Source organism: Streptomyces sp. PA03-5A (assembly GCF_033792725.1).
In the GTDB taxonomy this organism is placed as follows: Bacteria; Actinomycetota; Actinomycetes; order Streptomycetales; family Streptomycetaceae; genus Actinacidiphila.
The window spans coordinates 163,810-181,770 of sequence record NZ_JARAVL010000018.1 but is presented as its reverse complement, the minus strand read 5'-3'; the positions used below and the strand labels follow the sequence as shown (position 1 = coordinate 181,770).

Annotated in this window: 19 protein-coding genes; 9 read left to right on the top strand and 10 right to left on the bottom strand. The window is 72.9% G+C overall.

Translation table 11 applies throughout. The features are described from left to right. Window positions 1-95 precede the first annotated feature (95 nt). On the top strand, window positions 96-839 hold the full coding sequence (locus tag PV410_RS23480) for an aggregation-promoting factor C-terminal-like domain-containing protein (RefSeq protein WP_500327388.1): 744 nt from the start codon (window positions 96-98) through the stop codon (window positions 837-839). A gap of 90 nt (window positions 840-929) precedes the next feature. Here PV410_RS23480 and PV410_RS23475 read toward each other — a convergent pair whose 3' ends face one another. Further along, window positions 930-3,494 (bottom strand): FHA domain-containing protein, encoded by a 2,565-nt coding sequence (locus PV410_RS23475; protein ID WP_500327386.1) that lies wholly within the window; start codon window positions 3,492-3,494, stop codon window positions 930-932. 261 nt (window positions 3,495-3,755) lie between these two features. Between PV410_RS23475 and PV410_RS23470 the strand changes: the two genes are divergently transcribed. Together PV410_RS23470 and serB are read left to right on the top strand one after the other, a co-directional pair. After that, entirely contained in the window at window positions 3,756-5,450 is a 1,695-nt protein-coding gene (locus PV410_RS23470) for a streptophobe family protein (RefSeq protein WP_500327429.1), read from the top strand. Between the two features lie 70 nt (window positions 5,451-5,520). After that, complete coding sequence (gene serB / locus PV410_RS23465) at window positions 5,521-6,762, top strand: phosphoserine phosphatase SerB (RefSeq protein WP_500327385.1); 1,242 nt, start codon at window positions 5,521-5,523, stop codon at window positions 6,760-6,762. Window positions 6,763-6,869: 107 nt separating this feature from the next. Here serB and PV410_RS23460 read toward each other — a convergent pair whose 3' ends face one another. From PV410_RS23460 to PV410_RS23445, 4 genes are all read right to left on the bottom strand, one after another. Then, window positions 6,870-7,391: a SixA phosphatase family protein gene (locus PV410_RS23460; RefSeq protein ID WP_499511114.1), complete on the bottom strand. Its 522-nt coding sequence runs from the start codon at window positions 7,389-7,391 to the stop codon at window positions 6,870-6,872. 72 nt (window positions 7,392-7,463) lie between these two features. Next, window positions 7,464-7,706 (bottom strand): hypothetical protein, encoded by a 243-nt coding sequence (locus PV410_RS23455; protein WP_500327383.1) that lies wholly within the window; start codon window positions 7,704-7,706, stop codon window positions 7,464-7,466. A gap of 168 nt (window positions 7,707-7,874) precedes the next feature. Then, complete coding sequence (locus PV410_RS23450) at window positions 7,875-7,997, bottom strand: SGM_5486 family transporter-associated protein (protein WP_500327381.1); 123 nt, start codon at window positions 7,995-7,997, stop codon at window positions 7,875-7,877. A 46-nt stretch (window positions 7,998-8,043) separates the two neighbouring features. Next, window positions 8,044-9,324: a CynX/NimT family MFS transporter gene (locus PV410_RS23445; RefSeq protein WP_500327380.1), complete on the bottom strand. Its 1,281-nt coding sequence runs from the start codon at window positions 9,322-9,324 to the stop codon at window positions 8,044-8,046. 43 nt (window positions 9,325-9,367) lie between these two features. On the opposite strand from PV410_RS23445, the gene PV410_RS23440 reads away from it, so the two are divergent. After that, on the top strand, window positions 9,368-10,048 hold the full coding sequence (locus tag PV410_RS23440) for a FadR/GntR family transcriptional regulator (protein WP_500327378.1): 681 nt from the start codon (window positions 9,368-9,370) through the stop codon (window positions 10,046-10,048). Here PV410_RS23440 and PV410_RS23435 read toward each other — a convergent pair. The 3 genes from PV410_RS23435 to fabG all read right to left on the bottom strand — a co-directional run bounded on the left by PV410_RS23435 (window position 10,029) and on the right by fabG (window position 12,014). Beyond that, entirely contained in the window at window positions 10,029-10,352 is a 324-nt protein-coding gene (locus PV410_RS23435) for a hypothetical protein (RefSeq protein ID WP_500327377.1), read from the bottom strand. The genes PV410_RS23440 and PV410_RS23435 overlap by 20 nt on opposite strands. A 184-nt stretch (window positions 10,353-10,536) precedes the next feature. Beyond that, the gene (gene fabI / locus PV410_RS23430) at window positions 10,537-11,304 is read right to left on the bottom strand and encodes an enoyl-ACP reductase FabI (protein ID WP_500327375.1); all 768 of its coding nucleotides are present in this window, start codon (window positions 11,302-11,304) and stop codon (window positions 10,537-10,539) included. A gap of 5 nt (window positions 11,305-11,309) precedes the next feature. Beyond that, on the bottom strand, window positions 11,310-12,014 hold the full coding sequence (gene fabG / locus PV410_RS23425) for a beta-ketoacyl-ACP reductase (RefSeq protein WP_499511121.1): 705 nt from the start codon (window positions 12,012-12,014) through the stop codon (window positions 11,310-11,312). Between the two features lie 194 nt (window positions 12,015-12,208). On the opposite strand from fabG, the gene PV410_RS23420 reads away from it, so the two are divergent. The 3 genes from PV410_RS23420 to PV410_RS23410 are packed head-to-tail and all read left to right on the top strand — an operon-like array spanning window position 12,209 to window position 15,692. After that, on the top strand, window positions 12,209-13,732 hold the full coding sequence (locus PV410_RS23420; RefSeq protein WP_500327374.1) for a TldD/PmbA family protein: 1,524 nt from the start codon (window positions 12,209-12,211) through the stop codon (window positions 13,730-13,732). After that, a complete protein-coding gene (locus tag PV410_RS23415; RefSeq protein WP_500327372.1) occupies window positions 13,729-15,120 on the top strand; it encodes a metallopeptidase TldD-related protein in 1,392 nt (463 codons plus the stop codon). Before PV410_RS23420 ends, PV410_RS23415 begins: the two co-directional genes overlap by 4 nt. A 20-nt stretch (window positions 15,121-15,140) precedes the next feature. Further along, window positions 15,141-15,692, top strand: a complete 552-nt coding sequence (locus PV410_RS23410) for an RNA 2'-phosphotransferase (protein WP_500327370.1) — start codon at window positions 15,141-15,143, stop codon at window positions 15,690-15,692. A 21-nt stretch (window positions 15,693-15,713) separates the two neighbouring features. Here PV410_RS23410 and PV410_RS23405 read toward each other — a convergent pair whose 3' ends face one another. After that, window positions 15,714-15,995, bottom strand: a complete 282-nt coding sequence (locus tag PV410_RS23405) for a GlsB/YeaQ/YmgE family stress response membrane protein (RefSeq protein ID WP_499511125.1) — start codon at window positions 15,993-15,995, stop codon at window positions 15,714-15,716. Window positions 15,996-16,173: 178 nt separating this feature from the next. Between PV410_RS23405 and PV410_RS23400 the strand changes: the two genes are divergently transcribed. Further along, on the top strand, window positions 16,174-16,536 hold the full coding sequence (locus PV410_RS23400; RefSeq protein WP_500327368.1) for a DUF3099 domain-containing protein: 363 nt from the start codon (window positions 16,174-16,176) through the stop codon (window positions 16,534-16,536). Window positions 16,537-16,728: 192 nt separating this feature from the next. Beyond that, on the top strand, window positions 16,729-16,962 hold the full coding sequence (locus PV410_RS23395; RefSeq protein ID WP_500327367.1) for a hypothetical protein: 234 nt from the start codon (window positions 16,729-16,731) through the stop codon (window positions 16,960-16,962). Here the strand turns inward: PV410_RS23395 and moaA are convergent. Further along, window positions 16,945-17,934 (bottom strand): GTP 3',8-cyclase MoaA, encoded by a 990-nt coding sequence (gene moaA / locus PV410_RS23390; protein ID WP_500327366.1) that lies wholly within the window; start codon window positions 17,932-17,934, stop codon window positions 16,945-16,947. The genes PV410_RS23395 and moaA overlap by 18 nt on opposite strands. Window positions 17,935-17,961: the final 27 nt, after the last annotated feature.

Sequence of the window (17,961 nt, the reverse complement as noted above, 5' to 3'; positions counted from 1 at the left end):
ATGCTCGGGTCGCTCCGCGCCGCGTTCGACACGCGGCGCCTCTCCTTGCCCGAGGGCGGAGTGGGGCGCAGCCGAATGGAAGAGGTCACTCCCCCATGCAGCTCCCGACGATCCCGAAGTTCGACCGCCTGACCAAGACCCACAAGTTCTCCGCCGCCGGCCTCGCCGCGGCCGGTGTGGGTGTCCTGGCCATCACCGGTGTGACCGGGACCAGCGGGACGGCGCAGGCCTCCGGCAAGGCACCGGAGGCGGTCGCCGGACAGGCACGGTCCGCCGCCGCCAAGCAGCACGCGTCGCACGTCGCGCACGTGGCGCACCGCAAGGCGCTCGCCAGGCAGCACGCCGCCCACGTCGCGCACCAGGCCGCGGTGCGCAAGCGCCACGCCGAGGAGCGCGCCCGCCAGGCCGCGCACGAGGCGCACCGGGCCCACGCACGCCTGCAGGAGCAGCAGGCCGCCAACCGCAGCCACGAGCGCAAGGCCCTCGTCCCGCAGCAGCGGCACGAGACCTCGCGTCCGGCACCGCGCGCGGCCGCCCCGGCGGCCCCGTCCGGCAGCCCGCAGCAGATGGCGCAGCAGATCATCGGCGACGCGGCCCAGTTCCAGTGCTTCGCCAACATCGTGATGCACGAGAGCACCTGGAACCCGTACGCGGTCAACCCCTCCTCCGGGGCGTACGGCCTGGTCCAGGCGCTGCCGGGCTCCAAGATGGCCTCCGCGGGCGCGGACTGGCGCACCAACCCGGCCACGCAGATCAAGTGGGGCCTGGACTACATGAACGGGCGTTACGGCAGCCCCTGCGGCGCCTGGTCGTTCTGGCAGGCCAACCACTGGTACTGAGCCGGCGGGCGCGGACCGTACGGACATGCGGAAGGCGGCGGTTCCCCTCCCCGGGGAGCCGCCGCCTTCCGCATCCGTACGCGGGGGCCGCTACTTGCGCATGACCTCCGGCTCGTGGCGGCGCAGCAGCCTCAGGACGAGGATGCCGCAGACGAGGGCGATGCCGAGCAGGATCGCCATGTCGAAGCCCCACTGGCTCGCCGAGTGCTCCCACAGCGGGTCCACGTTGTCGGGCTTGGCCTGGTCCCACGGCGGCATGAGCCGGCCGAGGTCGAGGGTGGCACCGGCGGCGCCGACGGCCCAGCGGGAGGGCATCAGCCAGGCGACCTGCTCCAGGCCGACGGTGCCGAAGATCTGGAACAGGACGCCGGTGAAGACGACCTGGACGATCGCGAACATCACCAGCAGGGGCATGGTCTTCTCGGCGGTCTTCACCAGCGAGGAGATGACCAGGCCGAACATCATCGAGGTGAAGCCCAGGGCGATGACCACCAGGGTGATCTCCGCGGCTGGGAAGCCCTTGACGATCAGGCCCTCCTCGGGGAGCTTGCGCACCGACAGCCCGATGGCGCAGATGATGACGCCCTGCAGGGCGCTGATCAGGCCCAGCACGAAGACCTTGGAGACCAGGTACGCGGAGCGGGACAGGCCCGTGGCGCGTTCCCGTTCGTAGATCACCCGTTCCTTGATCAGCTCGCGCACCGAGTTCGCCGCGCCCGAGAAGCAGGCGCCGACGGCGATGATCAGCATGATGGTGCCCGCGTCGGCGTTGAACTTCCCCGCCTCGTCGGGCGGGGCCAGGCCGGACTTCGCCGGGATGACCACGCTCACCAGGCCGAGGACGGCCGGGAGGATCACCATCAGCGCCATGAAGCCCCGGTCGGAGGCGATCACCGACAGGTAGCGGCGGACGAGGGTGACGAACTGCGCCGGCCAGCTCTGCGGCTTGGGCGGCTTGGCCCGCTGCGGGGCGGCGCCTACGGACTGCGGGGCGACCGCGTCCAGGTCCGCGGCGTAGATCTGGTAATGCTGGGAGCCGCGCCAGCGACCGGACCAGTCGTAGTCGCGGTAGTTCTCGAAGGCGGAGAAGACGTCGGCCCAGGTTTCGTAGCCGAAGAAGTTCAGCGCCTCCTCGGGCGGGCCGAAGTAGGCCACCGCGCCGCCCGGCGCCATCACCAGCAGCTTGTCGCACAGGGCGAGTTCGGCCACCGAGTGGGTCACGACGAGCACGGTGCGGCCGTCGTCGGCGAGGCCGCGCAGCAGCTTCATGACGTCGCGGTCCATGCCCGGGTCGAGGCCGGAGGTGGGCTCGTCCAGGAAGATCAGCGAGGGCTTGGTGAGCAGTTCCAGGGCGACGGAGACGCGCTTGCGCTGGCCGCCGGAGAGCGAGGTGACGCGCTTGTCGGCGTGCACGTCGAGCTTCAGCTCGCGCAGCACCTCGTCGATGCGGGCCTCGCGCTCGGCGGCCTTGGTGTCGCCGGGGAAGCGGAGCTTGGCCGCGTAGCGCAGGGCCCTGCGGATCGTCAGCTCCTTGTGCAGGATGTCGTCCTGCGGGACGAGGCCGATGCGCTGCCGCAGCTCGGCGAACTGCTTGTAGAGGTTGCGGCTGTCGTACAGCACCTCGCCCTCTTCGGCCGGACGGTAGCCGGTCAGGGCGCGCAGCAGCGTCGACTTGCCGGAGCCGGACGGGCCGATGACGGCGACCAGCGACTTCTCGGGGACGCCGAAGGAGACGTCGTTGAGGATGGTCTTGGTCGTGCTGCCCTGCGGCACGCGGACGGTGAGCCGGCGGGCGGAGAAGGAGATCTCGCCGGTGTCGACGAACTCCTCGAGCTGGTCGCCGACGAGCCGGAAGGTGGAGTGGCCGACGCCCACGATGTCGTTGGGGCCCAGCAGATGACGCTGTATCGGCTGGCCGTTGACGTACGTGCCGTTGTGGCTGCCGAGGTCGACGATCTCGTAGCGGCCGTCGGGGTGCGCGCGGAACTCCGCGTGGAAGCGCGAGACCTGCAGGTCGGAGACGACCAGGTCGTTCTCCAGGGCACGGCCGATCTTCATGACACGGCCGAGCACCAGGTGGTGGAAGGTGGTCGGGCTGCGGTCGCCGTAGACGGGCGGCGCGCCGGAGGCGCCCGACGGCCCGTGCGGGGACGGGATGTGCGCCTGCGGTGCGCGCTGGTCCGGCCGCGGGGCCTGCGAGGGCTGCGGCACGTGCGCGGCGGACGACCCGTTCCCCCAGCCGCCCTGCCGCGGCGGGGCGACGGAGTGGGGCGTCCCCTGCGCGGCGGGGCCGGACTGCCGGGCCTGCTGCTGCGGCTTGGCCAGTGCGGTGTCGGCGCTGTAGATGTCACCGCCGGCCGCGGCGCCGCCGCTGAAGCTCAGGCGCGGGCCGTCGGTGGCGTTGCCGAGGTTGACGGCGGCCCCGGCGGCGACGTCGTAGGCGTGGACGCGCTGGCCCTGGACGTAGGTGCCGTTGGTGCTGCCGAGGTCCTCGATGACCCAACCGCGTTCGCCCCGGCGGATGGTGGCGTGCCGCCAGGAGACCCGCGCGTCGTCGAGGACGACGTCCGACTGCGGATCCCGGCCGAGGCTGTAGGACCTGGCCGGATCGAGCGCCCAGGTCTGTCCGTTCAGTTCGAGTACGAGTTCAGGCACCCCAAGCCCCACAAAGTTGTCCCCCGGGTTATCCCCCATGGGGGGAGTCTAGGGATTGCGAACATCGGGAGGAACCATTCCAGGCACGCCCACCCGTCGGGAAGCCGCGCGAGGGGAGTGATGTGGACCCTCTTCCGAGAAGCCGTTGACGGCGCCGAAACACCACCGGAGAGTGGTAACCGCCCATGAACCGTGCGGATCATGACGGATCAGGGCACCATGCAGCGCAGGCGGTTCGGACGCGAGACCTCGGGGGCGGGCATGACCGCGTACACCTCCACACCTTCCAACGCGCCCGCGCGCCCGGGGCGCCCGGTCCCCTGGGGCGGTGTGCTGCTCTCCGCGGTCGCCGCGGTCAGCTGGGCGTACCTGGGGATGGTGGGGGCCGCCGCGCTGGGGCTGCACCTGCTCGGTGCCGACACCGCGGGCTCGCTGGGGCCGATGACGGCGGCCGTGGTCGCGATGGCGGTGGGCGGCAAGGTCGTCCCCTCCGGTGACGTCGCGGTGTTCGGGCTGGGCGGTGCGGGCGGCGAGGGCCGGCTCGACCTCATGCCGCTGGGCGTCGGCCTGGTGGGGGCCCTGCTGCTGGCCTGGGTGTTCCTGCGGTCGCTGCGCGGTGCGGGGCTGACCGTCTCCGGGGGTGAACTCGCCGCGCGGGCCGGGGCGGTGGTGGTGCTCTTCGTGACGCTGCTCGGCGCACTCGCCTGGGCCGGGGAGGACACCATCGCCCTCGACGGCGCCGCGCTGAGCGGGGGGAAGGGCGGTGGCCTGACGGACGGGATCCCGGGCATCGGTGACATCGGCGGGGGGCTCGGGGACGGGCTGCAGGACCTGATCGACGCCAAGGCCTCGGTGAGCTTCCACGTCGCCACCGGCCGCACCCTGCTGGGCGGCCTGCTGTGGGTGCTGGTCGTGCTGCTGCTGGCCCTGCTCACCTCGCGCCGTACGCCGCTGCCGCCCGCCCTCGAAGGGCTGCACCGGGCCGTGCGGCCCGCCGCGTCGGCGCTGCGCTGGGTGCTGCTGCTGGCCGTCGTCGCGGGCTGCGCCGCCGCGGGGTACGCGGCGGTGACGGGTGACGAGCCCGGCCGGATCGCCGGGGCCGCCCTGCTGGGGGCGCCCAACGGGGTGTGGCTTGCGGTGCCGCTCGGGCTGTTCGTGTCCTGGCGGGGCACGGCCACCGGGGAGCTGGCGAAGGTGCTCCCGGATCCGCTGGACCGGCTGCTGTCGACCAGCGTGGCGGAGCCGGTGACGCCCGCCCGGCTGGCCGAGTACGACCAGCGGGTGTGGCTGCTGACCGTCGCCGCAGCGCTGATGATGCTGGCGGCGGGGGCGCTGGCGGCGGCCCGCACCCCGCTGTGGGGGGCGACGCGGGCCGGGTACGCGGGGCGTTGCGCGGTGCGGCTCGGCCTGGTCACGGCGGTCGCCTTCCCCTTGCTGGTGTGGGTGACGGGGGTCTCGGTGAACGCGGGCGTCTCGGTCTTCGGGTTCGACGCCGTGGGCGCCGGCGTCGACCTGCACGGCAGCCTTCCCCTGGCGTTCCTGCTGGGCGCCGCCTGGGGGGCGGTGGCGGGCGGCGCGGGGGCGCTGCTGGCCCTGCTGACGGGCACCGCAGGGCGCCGGGTGTCGCCGTACGCGCTGCGCCGGGCCGCCGAGGCGGCGGCCGGGGAGAGCAGCTCCCGCACGTACCCGGGCATCGCCTACCAGCCCGGTCCCTACATCCCGAGCGCCGGTTACGGCCGGCCGGACGCCGGGCCCAACCCCTACCGGCAGCCCCCGCAGGGCCAGGCGCCGCCGCAGGGACGCCCGCCGCAGGGCCAGGCGCCGCATTCCGCGCGGACCGTCACCGGGGCGCCGCTGCCCCCGCCGCCCGGGCCGCCCGGGCCTCCTCCGGGGCCGCCGCCCGGCCCGTCGCGCGAGGGCCCGCCGCCGCCCGGCGCGCCCGGAGGCCGCCGCTGACCACGGACGGTGTCCGCCAGGCGGAACACATGTCCGTCCGGGGCGCGGTGCCCGATACGGTGGAGGCACCATGAACGACGCATCGCAGGCGACCGCTGCCACCGCCGCCAATGTGCCGACGCTGCTGGTCAAGATCTTCGGGAAGGACCGGCCGGGGATCACCGCCGGGCTCTTCGAGACGCTGGCCCGCTTCCAGGTGAACGTCATCGACATCGAGCAGGTCGTCACCCGTGGGCGCATCGTGCTCTGCGCCCTGGTGCCCGCCCCCGCGGGCCGTTCGGTGGAGGGCGAGCTGCGCGCGACGGTGCATGCGTGGGCGGAGTCGATGCGCCTGCAGGCCGAGATCATCTCCGGCATCGGTGACAACCGGCCGCGCGGCGAGGGCCGCTCCCACGTGACGGTGCTGGGGCACCCGCTGACCGCGGAGTCCACTGCGGCCATAGCGGCCAGGATCACCGGCACCGGCGGCAACATCGACCGCATCTTCCGGCTCGCGAAGTACCCGGTGACGGCCGTGGAGTTCGCCGTGTCCGGTGTCGCCACCGCCACGCTGCGTCCCGCGCTGGCCCTGGAGGCCCACGAGCGCGGGGTGGACGTGGCCGTGGTCTCGGCCGGCCTGCAGCGCCGGGCGCAGCGCCTGGTGGTCATGGACGTGGACTCCACCGTCATCCAGGACGAGGTGATCGAGCTCTTCGCGGCGCACGCGGGCTGCGAGGACCAGGTCGCCGAGGTGACGGCCGCGGCGATGCGCGGCGAACTGGACTTCGCGCAGTCCCTGCACGCCCGGGTCGCCCTGCTCAAGGGGCTGGACGAGTCCGTGGTGGACAAGGTCCGCCAGGAGGTGCGGCTGACGGCCGGGGCCCGCACGCTGATCCGCACGCTCAAGCGGATGGGCTACCAGGTGGGCGTGGTCTCCGGGGGCTTCACGCAGGTCACCGACGACCTCAAGGAGCGGCTGGGACTGGACTTCGCCGCCGCCAACACCCTGGAGATCGTGGACGGCAAGCTCACCGGCCGGGTGACCGGCGAGATCGTCGACCGGGCGGGCAAGGCCCGGTTGCTGCGGCGCTTCGCGGCGGAGGCCGGGGTGCCGCTCAGCCAGACCGTCGCCATCGGCGACGGCGCCAACGACCTGGACATGCTCAACGCGGCGGGCCTGGGGGTCGCCTTCAACGCCAAGCCGGTGGTGCGGCGGGCCGCGGACGCCGCGGTCAACGTGCCGTTCCTGGACACCGTGCTCTACCTGCTGGGCATCACGCGCGAGGAGGTCGAGTCGGCCGACGCCGGGGACGGCGCGCCCGCCGGGGCCTGACCGGCGCGGACCCACGGGCAGGGAAAGGGCTCCGGAGCAGGTGCTCCGGGGCCCTTTCCGTACGGTCCCTGCGGCGCTGCGTGTCGGCGGCTCGGCCGGCTGCGGGCTCAGTCGTGCGGCGACCAGAAGTCGACGAGGCGGCCGACGCCGTGCTCGACCGTCTTCCACGGACCGGAGAAGGTGATCACCGCGATGGCCGCCGTCGGGAATCCGGTGCGGTTCATCCGCGCACGGGCGTCCCCGTCGCTCTCCCCCGCGAGGGCGTCGGCCAGTGCGTGGATGGTCGGGTTGTGGCCCACCAGCAGCAGGTCGTCGACGTCCTCCGGGGTCTCGTTGAGCAGGGCGATCAGGTCACCGAGGGTGGCGTCGTAGAGGCGCTCCTCGTAGACGGTCCGCGGGCGGTGCGGGAGTTCGTGGGCGGCCAGCTTCCACGTCTCGCGGGTGCGCGCGGCCGAGGAGCAGAGGGTCAGTTCGAACGGGATCCCCAGTTCGGCGAGCCTGCGGCCGGCGACGGGGGCCTCCTTGCGTCCCCGTTCCGCCAGCGGTCGCTCGTGGTCGGGGACGTCGGGCCAGTCGGCTTTGGCATGCCGGAGCAGGACGATCCGGCGGGGCGATGCAGCTGCGCTCATGACCCTCAGCTTTCCAGAAATCCTGCCGCCAGGCGCGGGCTGCGGGACGGATCACGGATCGCCGCGGGAGCGTCACAGCAGGTGCTGCAGGAGCCCCGGGAGCCCTTCGCCGACCGCGTGCAGGAGCTGTCCGACGGGCTCCGCGGCCGAGGCGTCCGCGGCACCGGGGCCGGCGACCAGGGCGAGCAGCGCCACGAAGGCGAGTGCGGGCAGGGCGAGCGCCCACCACGGCAGGCGCGTCTGCGTGCCGCCCCCGACCGCCGGGCGGGCGGCGCGGGTTCGCGGGGTACGCGAGGGAACAGCCTGCAGGGACACGGGACGCCTCCGTGGGTCAGCCGGGGTGCCGGAGCGGTGTCCGACCTTGCACCACGACGCTACGGAAGGACGGGCGCCGGGCCCATCGGGTGGCCCACCCACTCGACCCTGACCCTGGCCCCCTAGGGGAGGTGGGGTTGTCCCTACCCCGGGTCTCGGGGTGGCAGGTCAGCCGAACTTGGCGCCGATGATCGCGATCACCGCAACGAGGGCGGGCACGGCCATCATGAGGCCGAAGATGATCAGGAGCTTCTTCTGCGGCTGCGGGGGGTCGGGCTCGAGCACGGGCATGCGGCCCAGTCTCGCACCCGGCCGTGGCGGCCGCGCACGCGGGTGGTCAGAGCTCGTCCTCCACGGAGCGGTCGCGGCCTGCGACCACGCCCGCGGCGATCTGCGGCACCAGCAGGGCCAGCATGAAGGCCACCGGCAGGTCCCAGCCGCCGGTGTGCTGGTAGAGGGCCCCGACGAGGATCGGACCGGGGATGGAGAGCAGGTAGCCCGTGCACTGCGCGAAGGCCGACAGCCGCACCACCCCGCCGCCGGTGCGCGAGCGCATCCCGATCATGGTGAGGGCGAGCGGGAACGAGCAGTTGGAGATGCCCAGCAGCAGGGCCCACACCCAGGGCGCGGCGGCCGGGGCCGCCCACAGGCCGCCGTAGCCGACGATCCCGAACAGGCCGAGGCCGACGGCGAGTCCGCCCTGGTGCCGCATCCGGCCGGCGAGCGCGGGCAGCACGAAGGAGAGCGGTACGCCCATCACCATGGTGACGGCGAGCAGCACGCCCGCGGTGGAGGCGGAGACCCCGGCGTCGCGGAAGATCTGCGGCAGCCACCCCATGGTGATGTACGCGCCCGTGGCCTGGAGCCCGAAGTAGACGGCGAGTGCCCAGGCGGTACGGCTGCGGGCGATGCTGCCGGCGGGCGCCCGCTCCGCGGGCGGGGCTGCGGGGGTGGCGGCGGGGGCCGTGGGGGCGTGGTCCCGGTCCCGGACGAGGGCGAGCCAGGGCAGTACGGCGACGGCGGCGATCACGCCCCAGGCGGCGAGGCCGAGCCGCCAGTCGCCGCCGAAGGCGCGGGTCGCCGGGACGGTCGCCGCGGCGGCGAGGGCGGTGCCCAGGGACAGGGCCATCGAGTAGAGCCCCGTCATGGTGCCCACCCGGTCCGGGAACCAGCGCTTGACGACGACGGGCATCAGGACGTTGCCGACGGCTATGCCGCCGAGCGCGAGGGCGCTGGCGGCGAGGAAGAGCGCCGTGCCGCCGGCGAACGGACGCAGGAAGAGCCCGAGGGTGATCGCGACCAGCCCCGCGCAGACCACGGCGCCGGGGCCGCGGCGGCGGGCCAGCCGGGGCGCGGTCACCCCGAACACGGCGAAGCACAGCGCGGGGACGGAGGTGAGCAGGCCCGCGACGGTGCCGCTCATGCCCAGGCCGTCGCGGACCTCCTCCAGGAGGGCGCCGAGGCTGGTGATGGCGGGCCGCAGATTGAGGGCGGCGAGCACCAGCGCGACCGCCACCAGGATCCGGGTGCGCCGTACGCCTTGCGCGGCGAGGGGAAGGTGTGCGGGCATGGTGGCCCGTTCCGTGGCAGGGTCGAGCGTCGCTTCGTCGTCACGCATGCCGACCATCATAGAATGATGGGATGAATGTTGAGGAGACCCCATGCCCCTGACCTCACCCCGGCGCTCCGCCCTGGCCGACCAGGTGATCGCGCAGCTGCGCGCCCAGATCACCTCCGGTGAGTGGCCGGTGGGGTCGCGGATCCCCACCGAGACCCAGCTGGTCGAGCAGCTCGGGGTGGCCCGCAACACCGTCCGCGAGGCGGTGCGGGCGCTCGCGCACAACGGACTGCTCGACATCCGGCAGGGCTCCGGCACCTATGTGCTGGCCACCAGCGAGCTCGCCGGGGTGATGCACCGCCGCTTCGCCGACGCCGACCCGCGGCACGTGGCCGAGCTGCGCAGCGCCCTGGAGGCGTCCGCGGCCGCGCTCGCCGCGCGGCGGCGGACGGACCGCGACCTGAAGCAGCTGGACGCGGCCTTGGCCCGGCGCGAACGGGCCTGGGAGTCGGGCCGTACCGAGGCCTTCGTCGACGCCGACGCGGCGCTGCACCTGTCCGTCGTGGCGGCCTCGCACAACGACGTCGTCGCCGAGCTCTACGCCGACCTCGGCGAGGTGCTGCGCGCCTTCCTGCGCGCGGACGTCGGCGAGGAGCTGCGCGCCGAGCAGTACGTGGACCACGCCCGCCTGGTCGAGGCGATCCGGGCCGGCGATCAGGAGGCGGCTTCCGCCGAGGCCTCCGCGCACGCCTTCAGCTGCCGCTTCAGTCCAGCGTCCCGGTGACCCAGACCTCCTGGATCTCCTTCCAGCAGCGGTCGCTGAGCGTGACGGTCTGCGCGGGTCCGACCGGGACGGGGGCTCCGTCGACGTCCGGGTCCCACCACTGGAGGCACTCGATGTGCAGCTGCACGCGGTCCAGGTCGGGGTCGGGATTGAAGCACACGGCGACGCCCTCGCTGCCCTGCACCGAGGTCCGGCACTGCGCGACGTCCGGAAGCCGGGCCGCGGCCCCCGCCGCCGCGGCCGCCGGGCCCACACCCGCGGCGAGCGCCGCGACCACCGCCGCGGCGCATACGTAGGGACGCACGATCGACGCCCTCCCTCCGCTCACCCCCGGGCCCCCGCACAGCCATCCTCCCGGCCCGGGGGGTCCGGCCACCCGGTCTGCTGGGCCGAACGGGGGACGGCGCCCCGAACGCGCGTACGGCCTTGGTGCCGCCCGAGGGCGGCACCAAGGCCGTACGCGAAGGGGCCGGAACGGGCCCGTACGATCAGGCGCCGACCGCGTGCAGACCGCCGTCGACGTGGACGATCTCCCCCGTGGTCTTGGGGAACCAGTCGCTCAGCAGCGCGACGACACCGCGGCCGGCCGGCTCGGGGTCGGCGAGGTCCCACTCGAGCGGGGCCCGGTGGTTCCAGACGTCGGCCAGCTCACCGAAGCCCGGGATGGACTTGGCGGCCATGGAGCCGATCGGGCCGGCCGAGATCAGGTTGCAGCGGATGTTCTGCTTGCCCAGGTCCCGGGCGATGTAGCGGGAGGTGGCCTCCAGCGCCGCCTTGGCCGGGCCCATCCAGTCGTACTGGGGCCAGGCGAACTGCGCGTCGAAGGTGAGGCCGACGACCGAACCGCCCTCCTGCATCAGCGGCAGGCAGGCCATGGTGAGCGACTTCAGCGAGTACGCGGAGACGTGCATCGCGGTGGCGACGGACTCGAACGGCGTGTTGAGGAAGTTGCCGCCGAGCGCGTCCTGCGGCGCGAAGCCGATGGAGTGCACGACGCCGTCGAGGCCGCCCAGCTCCGCGCCGACCACGTCGGCGAGGGAGGCCAGCTGCTCGTCGTTGGTGACGTCGAGCTCGATGACCTTGACCGGCTTGGGCAGCTTCTTGGCGATGCGCTCGGTCAGCGTGGGCCGCGGGAACGCCGTGAGGATGATCTCGGCACCCTGTTCCTGGGCGAGCTTCGCGGTGTGGAACGCGATGGAGGACTCCATCAGCACGCCGGTGATGAGGATGCGCTTTCCAGCGAGGATTCCGCTCATGGTGCTCAGTGACCCATACCCAATCCGCCGTCGACGGGAATGACGGCTCCGGTGATGTATGCCGCCTCGTCGGAGGCGAGGAAGCGGACCGAGGAGGCGATCTCCTCGGGCTGCGCGTAGCGGGCCAGCGGGACCTGGCTGACGATGTTCTTCCGCTGCTCGTCGGTGAGCACACGGGTCATGTCGGTGTCGACGAAGCCGGGGGCGACGACGTTGACGGTGATGTTGCGCGAGCCCAGCTCACGGGCGAGGGAGCGCGCGAAGCCGACCAGGCCGGCCTTGGACGCGGCGTAGTTCGCCTGGCCCGCCGAGCCGAGCAGCCCCACCACGGAGGAGATCAGCACGATGCGGCCCTTGCGGGCGCGCAGCATCTTCCTCGACGCGGCCTTGACCACGCGGAAGGTGCCGGTGAGGTTGGTGTCCACGACGGACGTGAAGTCGTCGTCGGACATCCGCAGCAGCAGCTGGTCGCGGGTGACGCCGGCGTTCGCCACCAGCACCTCCACCGCGCCCTGCTGGGCCTCGATCTCCTTGAACGCCTGCTCGACCTGCTCACCGTCGGTGATGTCGCACTTGACGGCGAAGAGCCCCTCCGGGGGCTCGCCCGAGCGGTAGGTGACGGCGACCTTGTCGCCCGCGTCGGCGAACGCCCTGGCGATGGCGAGGCCGATGCCCCGGTTTCCTCCGGTGACGAGAACCGAGCGGCTCAACGGATCACCCTTTCCCTAGAGGTCTGGTACTCCAGAAAACTATCTGCCTACCTCGCGGTACGGGGAATCGACCCCCGACAGGGGCGTGTGCGAGTCGCTGTCGAGTCTCTACAGAAAACCGCAGGCGGGCGGATTGTCGGAGCGGCATGATTCACTGCGGAGACCTTGACGATTGGACAGAATGGGAGGCCGTCGTGCCCCACGAGGTCGATCAGTCATTCCTGGCGCTGCCGCTGCGGGCGCTCGCGGACGCGGCGCTGGCACGCGCCCGCGCCCTGGGTGCCGAGCACGCGGACTTCCGCCTCGAGCGGGTGCGCAGCGCCTCGTGGCGGTTGCGCGACGGCAGGGCGTCCGGGTCGTCGGACACCACGGACGTCGGCTATGCGGTGCGCGTGGTGCACGGCGGGGCGTGGGGCTTCGCCTCCGGGGTCGACCTGACGATGGACGCCGCGGCGCGCGTGGCCGGGCAGGCGGTCGCGATGGCGAAGCTGTCGGCCAAGGTGATCGCCGCGGCGGGCTCCGACGAGCGGGTGGAGCTGGCGGCCGAGCCGGTCCACTCCGACAGGGTGTGGGTCTCCTCGTACGAGGTCGACCCCTTCGAGGTGCCCGATGCCGACAAGACGGGTCTGCTGTCCGAGTGGAGCGGGCGGCTGCTGGCCGCCGACGGCGTGTCGCACGTCGACGCCTCCCTGATGACCGTCCACGAGAACAAGTTCTACGCGGACACCGCGGGGACGACCACGACCCAGCAGCGGGTGCGGGTGCACCCGGAGCTGACCGCCGTCGCGGTGGACCCGGGTTCCGGGGAGTTCGACTCGATGCGCACCCTGGCGCCGCCGGCCGGCCGCGGCTGGGAGTACCTGACCGGCACCGGCTGGGACTGGGACGCGGAGCTCGCGCAGATCCCCGGGCTGCTCGCCGAGAAGATGGCGGCGCCCTCGGTGGAGGCGGGCTCGTACGACCTCGTGGTCGACCCCTCGAACCTGTGGCTGACCATCCACGAGTCGATCGGCCACGCCACCGAGCTGGACCGTGCGCTGGGCTACGAGGCCGCCTACGCGGGCACCTCCTTCGCGACCTTCGACCAGCTGGGCACGCTGCAGTACGGTTCCCCGCACATGAACGTCACCGGTGACCGCACCGCCGAGCACGGCCTGGCGACCATCGGCTACGACGACGAGGGCGTGGCCGGGCAGTCCTGGGACCTGGTCAAGGACGGAGTCCTGGTCGGCTACCAGCTCGACCGCAGGATCGCCCGGCTCACCGGCTTCGAGCGCTCCAACGGCTGCGCCTACGCGGACTCCCCCGGCCACGTCCCGGTGCAGCGGATGGCGAACGTGTCGCTGCAGCCCGCGCCGGACGGGCCGTCGACGCAGGAACTGATCGGCGGCGTCGAGCGCGGCATCTACGTCGTGGGCGACCGCTCCTGGTCGATCGACATGCAGCGCTACAACTTCCAGTTCACGGGCCAGCGCTTCTTCAGGATCGAGAACGGCCGGCTGGCCGGGCAGCTGCGCGACGTCGCCTACCAGGCCACCACCACGGACTTCTGGGGCTCCATGGAGGCCGTCGGCGGGCCGCAGACCTACGTCCTGGGCGGCGCCTTCAACTGCGGCAAGGCCCAGCCGGGTCAGGTCGCCGCCGTCTCGCACGGCTGCCCCTCCGCGCTCTTCCGCGGCGTCAACATCCTCAACACCACGCAGGAGGCCGGTCGATGAGCTCCGTTTCGAAGCCCCACGAGATCGTCGAGCGCGCCCTGGAACTGTCCCGGGCGGACGGCTGCGTCGTCATCGCCGACGAGGAGTCCTCGGCCAACCTGCGCTGGGCGGGCAACGCGCTGACCACCAACGGCGTGACGCGGGGCCGCACCCTCACGGTGATCGCGACGGTGAACGGCTCCCAGGGCACCGCCTCGGGCGTGGTGTCCCGCGCCGCGGTCACCGCGGACGAACTGGAGCCGCTGGTGCGGGCGGCCGAGGCGGCCGCGCGCGCCGCCGGCCCCGCTGAGGACGCCCAGCCGCTGGTCGAGGGGGTGCCGGCGAGCGCCTCCTTCACCGAGCCGCCGGCCGAGACCTCCTCCGAGGTGTTCGCCGCCTTCGCGCCCGCCCTCGGCGAGTCCTTCGCCGCGGCCCGGGCCGGCGGCCGGCGGCTGTACGGGTTCGCCTACCACTACGTCACCTCCACCTACCTGGGCACGTCCTCGGGGCTGCGGCTCCGGCACGACCAGCCCAGCGGGACCCTGGAGCTCAACGCCAAGTCGCAGGACATGTCGCGCTCGGCGTGGGCCGGGGCCGGCACCCGCGACTTCACCGACGTCGACCCGGCAGCCCTCGACGCCGACCTGGCGCAGCGCCTGGCCTGGGCCGAGCGCCGGATCGACCTGCCCGCCGGGCGGTACGAGACGCTGCTGCCGCCCTCCGCCGTGGCGGACCTGGTGATCTACCAGCAGTGGAGCGCGGCGGCCCGGGACGCCGCGGAGGGCCGTACGGTCTTCAGCCGGCCGGGCGGGGGCACCCGGGTCGGCGAGAAGCTCTCGGAACTGCCGCTGACGCTGCGCAGCGACCCGGCCGAACCGGGCCTGGAGTCGGCGCCGTTCGTCATCGCGCACGCCTCGGGTGACGCCGCGTCGGTCTTCGACAACGGGCTGCCCGTCGAGGCGACCGACTGGGTGCGCGAGGGCGTGCTCAACCGCCTGTCCACCACGCGGCACAGCGCCGGTCTGACCGGGCTGCCGTTCACGCCGTCCGGGGGCAACCTGATCCTGGACGGCGGCGGCAAGCGGTCGCTGGAGGAGATGGTGGCGGACACCGAGCGCGGCCTGCTGCTGACCTGCCTGTGGTACATCCGCGAGGTGGATCCGGCCACCTTGCTGCTGACCGGGCTGACCCGGGACGGGGTCTACCTGGTGGAGGGCGGCGAGGTGACCGGAGTGGTCAACAACTTCCGGTTCAACGAGTCGCCGGTGGACCTGCTGGGCCGGGCCACCGAGGTGGGCCGCACCGAGCGGACGCTGCCGCGCGAGTGGAGCGACTGGTTCACCCGGGCCGCGTTCCCGGCCATGCGGGTCCCGGACTTCAACATGAGCTCGGTCAGCCAGGGGGTCTGACCAGGACGATGGGTGGGGCGATGGACGAGAAGCAGACGGTCAAGGTCTCGAAGTTCCTGGCGCGGGTGCTACGGCACGACCCGGCCTCGATCGGGATCACCCTGGACGAGTCCGGCTGGGTGGACGTGGACGAGTTGATCGCCGCGTCCGGCCGGGCGGGCCGGCGCTTCTCGCGCACCGACCTCGACCACGTCGTGGCCACCAACAACAAGAAGCGGTACGCGTTCTCGGAGGACGGGCGGCGGATCCGGGCCAGTCAGGGGCACTCGGTGGAGGTCGACCTCGGGCTGTCGCCGGCGGAGCCGCCGGCCGTCCTCTTCCACGGCACGGCCAGCACCACCCTGCCGACCGTGCTGCGCGAGGGGCTCAAGCCGATGTCCCGGCAGGACGTCCACCTGTCCGCGGACGTGGAGACGGCCGTGCGCGTCGGTGCGCGGCACGGCCGTCCGGTGGTGCTGGCGGTGGACGCGGCCGGACTGGCGGCCGCGGGCCACGAGTTCCGGGTGAGCGCCAACGGCGTGTGGCTCACCGACCTGGTGCCCCCGACGCATCTGCGGCCGCACGTCCCGTGAGCCCTGAGCGGGGCGCCCCCGTCAGGTGGCCGTCCGCCGCCGCCTGCCGCGGATCGAGGCCCACAGCGGGGTGATCACGGCGACGACGAGGATCGCGCCGAGGATCTGGAGCACGTGACGGATCCAGTCGATGCCACCGGTGTGCCGGACGCCGATCCATCCGGCGACCGCGTTGCCCAGGAAGGCGCCGAGGATGCCGCAGATGATGGTGAGCCACCAGGGGATGTCCTGCCTCCCCGGCAGGAGCAGCTTCGCCAGGAACCCGAGCACGATGCCGACGATGATCGCCCAGAACCAGTTCATGCGGCCAGTCTCGGCGTGGCCCGGGTACGCCGCATGCCGAAGGCGGCCATACGCCGTACGGCGGGCGCTGTCACACGCAGACGGCCTCCCCGGTCTCCTCTGCGGCAAACCCACGGCGTACCGTGGACAGTGCCGGAACCGGGTGGCTTCCGGCGTTTCGAGCAGGTGGTGGAACGTGATGCGGAAGCGGAGCGGTACCGAGGTCTTCCGGATCACCGGGACCGCGGCAGGGCTCACCGACGACGTCCGCGGAAGGCAGCGGCGCTACATCATCTCGATGTCGGTCCGCACCCTGTCCTTCATCCTGGCGGTCGTCCTGTGGCACGTCTCGACGCCGCTGGCCTGGATCGCGCTGGTCCTCGGCCTGGTGCTGCCGTACATCGCGGTCGTCATCGCCAACGCGGGCCGGGAGAACGCCCCCGGACTGCCGTCGGCCCGGATCGCGCCGCCCGTACGGCCGGCGCTCGGCCCCGGCGAACCGCTGCTGCCGGCGGAGCGGACCCCGGAAGAGGACGGACGCTCCCCCTCCGGTCAGGTCTGAACCTTTCCACCGCTCCGGGCCTGCTCAGGGGCCGCTCCGAAGCTCAAGAAAACCTCAGATCAATCATGGGGATCCACTGCACTGCGGGCCTTTCCGCGTGACATACTGCGTACGCGCTCCGCATCCCCCGTCGGAGCGACGGACCGACGCCGGGCGGCTCCCCCCGTGGCTGCCCGGCGTCGCCATGTTTGGATGGGGTTCGTGAACGACGAATCCCCGATCTGCTCCGCCAAGGGTTGCCGCGCCCCCGCCGTGTGGGTGCTCGCCTGGAACAACCCGAAGATCCACACGCCCGAGCGCCGCAAGACCTGGCTGGCGTGCGAGGAGCACCGCGAGCACCTCTCGTCGTTCCTGGGCGTCCGCGGCTTCCTGAAGGACGTCGTGCCCTTCGAGGAGTGGGAGTCGAACTCAGCCGCCGATGGCTGACATGGGCCGCTCGGGCTGCAGGAACGTGGGGTCGTCCAGGCCGGAGCCGGCCTTCTTGCCCCACATCGCGGTCCGCCAGAGTTCGGCGACCTCCTCGTCGGAGCCACCGGAGCGGAGCGCCGCGCGCAGGTCGGTCTCCTCGCGCGCGAAGAGGCAGTTGCGCACCTGACCGTCGGCCGTGAGCCGGGTGCGGTCGCAGGCCCTGCAGAAGGGCCGGGTGACGGAGGCGATCACACCGACCCGGGCGGGCCCGCCGTCCACCAGCCAGCGCTCGGCGGGGGCGTGACCGCGGGCCGCGTCGGGCTCGGCGGTCAGCGTGAACCGGGTCCGCAGGCTCTCCAGGATCTCCTGGGCGGTGACCATGTCGCTGCGCTGCCAGCCGTGCTGGGCGTCGAGCGGCATCTGCTCGATGAAGCGCAGCTCGTAGTCGCGCTCCAGGGCCCAGGCCAGCAGCTCGGGGGCCTCGTCGTCGTTGATGCCGCGCATCAGCACGGTGTTGACCTTGACCGGGGTCAGTCCCGCGGCGTGGGCGGCCTCCAGGCCGCGGACGACGTCATCGTGCCGCTTGCGGCGGGTGAGGGTCTGGAAGACGTCGGGACGCAGGGTGTCCAGGGAGACGTTCACCCGGTCCAGACCGGCCCCCCTCAGCGCCTGCGCGGTACGGGCGAGGCCTATGCCGTTGGTGGTCAGGGAGAGCTTGGGGCGGGGCTCCAGCTCCGCGCAGCGCTCGACGATCCCGACCAGACCGGGGCGGAGCAGGGGCTCGCCGCCGGTGAAGCGGACGTCCTTGACGCCGAGCGTGGTGACGGCGATCCGCACCAGCCGGACGATCTCGTCGTCGGTGAGCAGTTCGGGCTTGCCGAGCCACTGCAGGCCCTCCTCGGGCATGCAGTAGGTGCACCGCAGATTGCACCGGTCGGTCAGCGAGACCCTCAGGTCGGTCGCGATCCGGCCGTAGGTGTCGATCAGCACGGCGCGCCTCCCTTTAAGGGTCCGGTC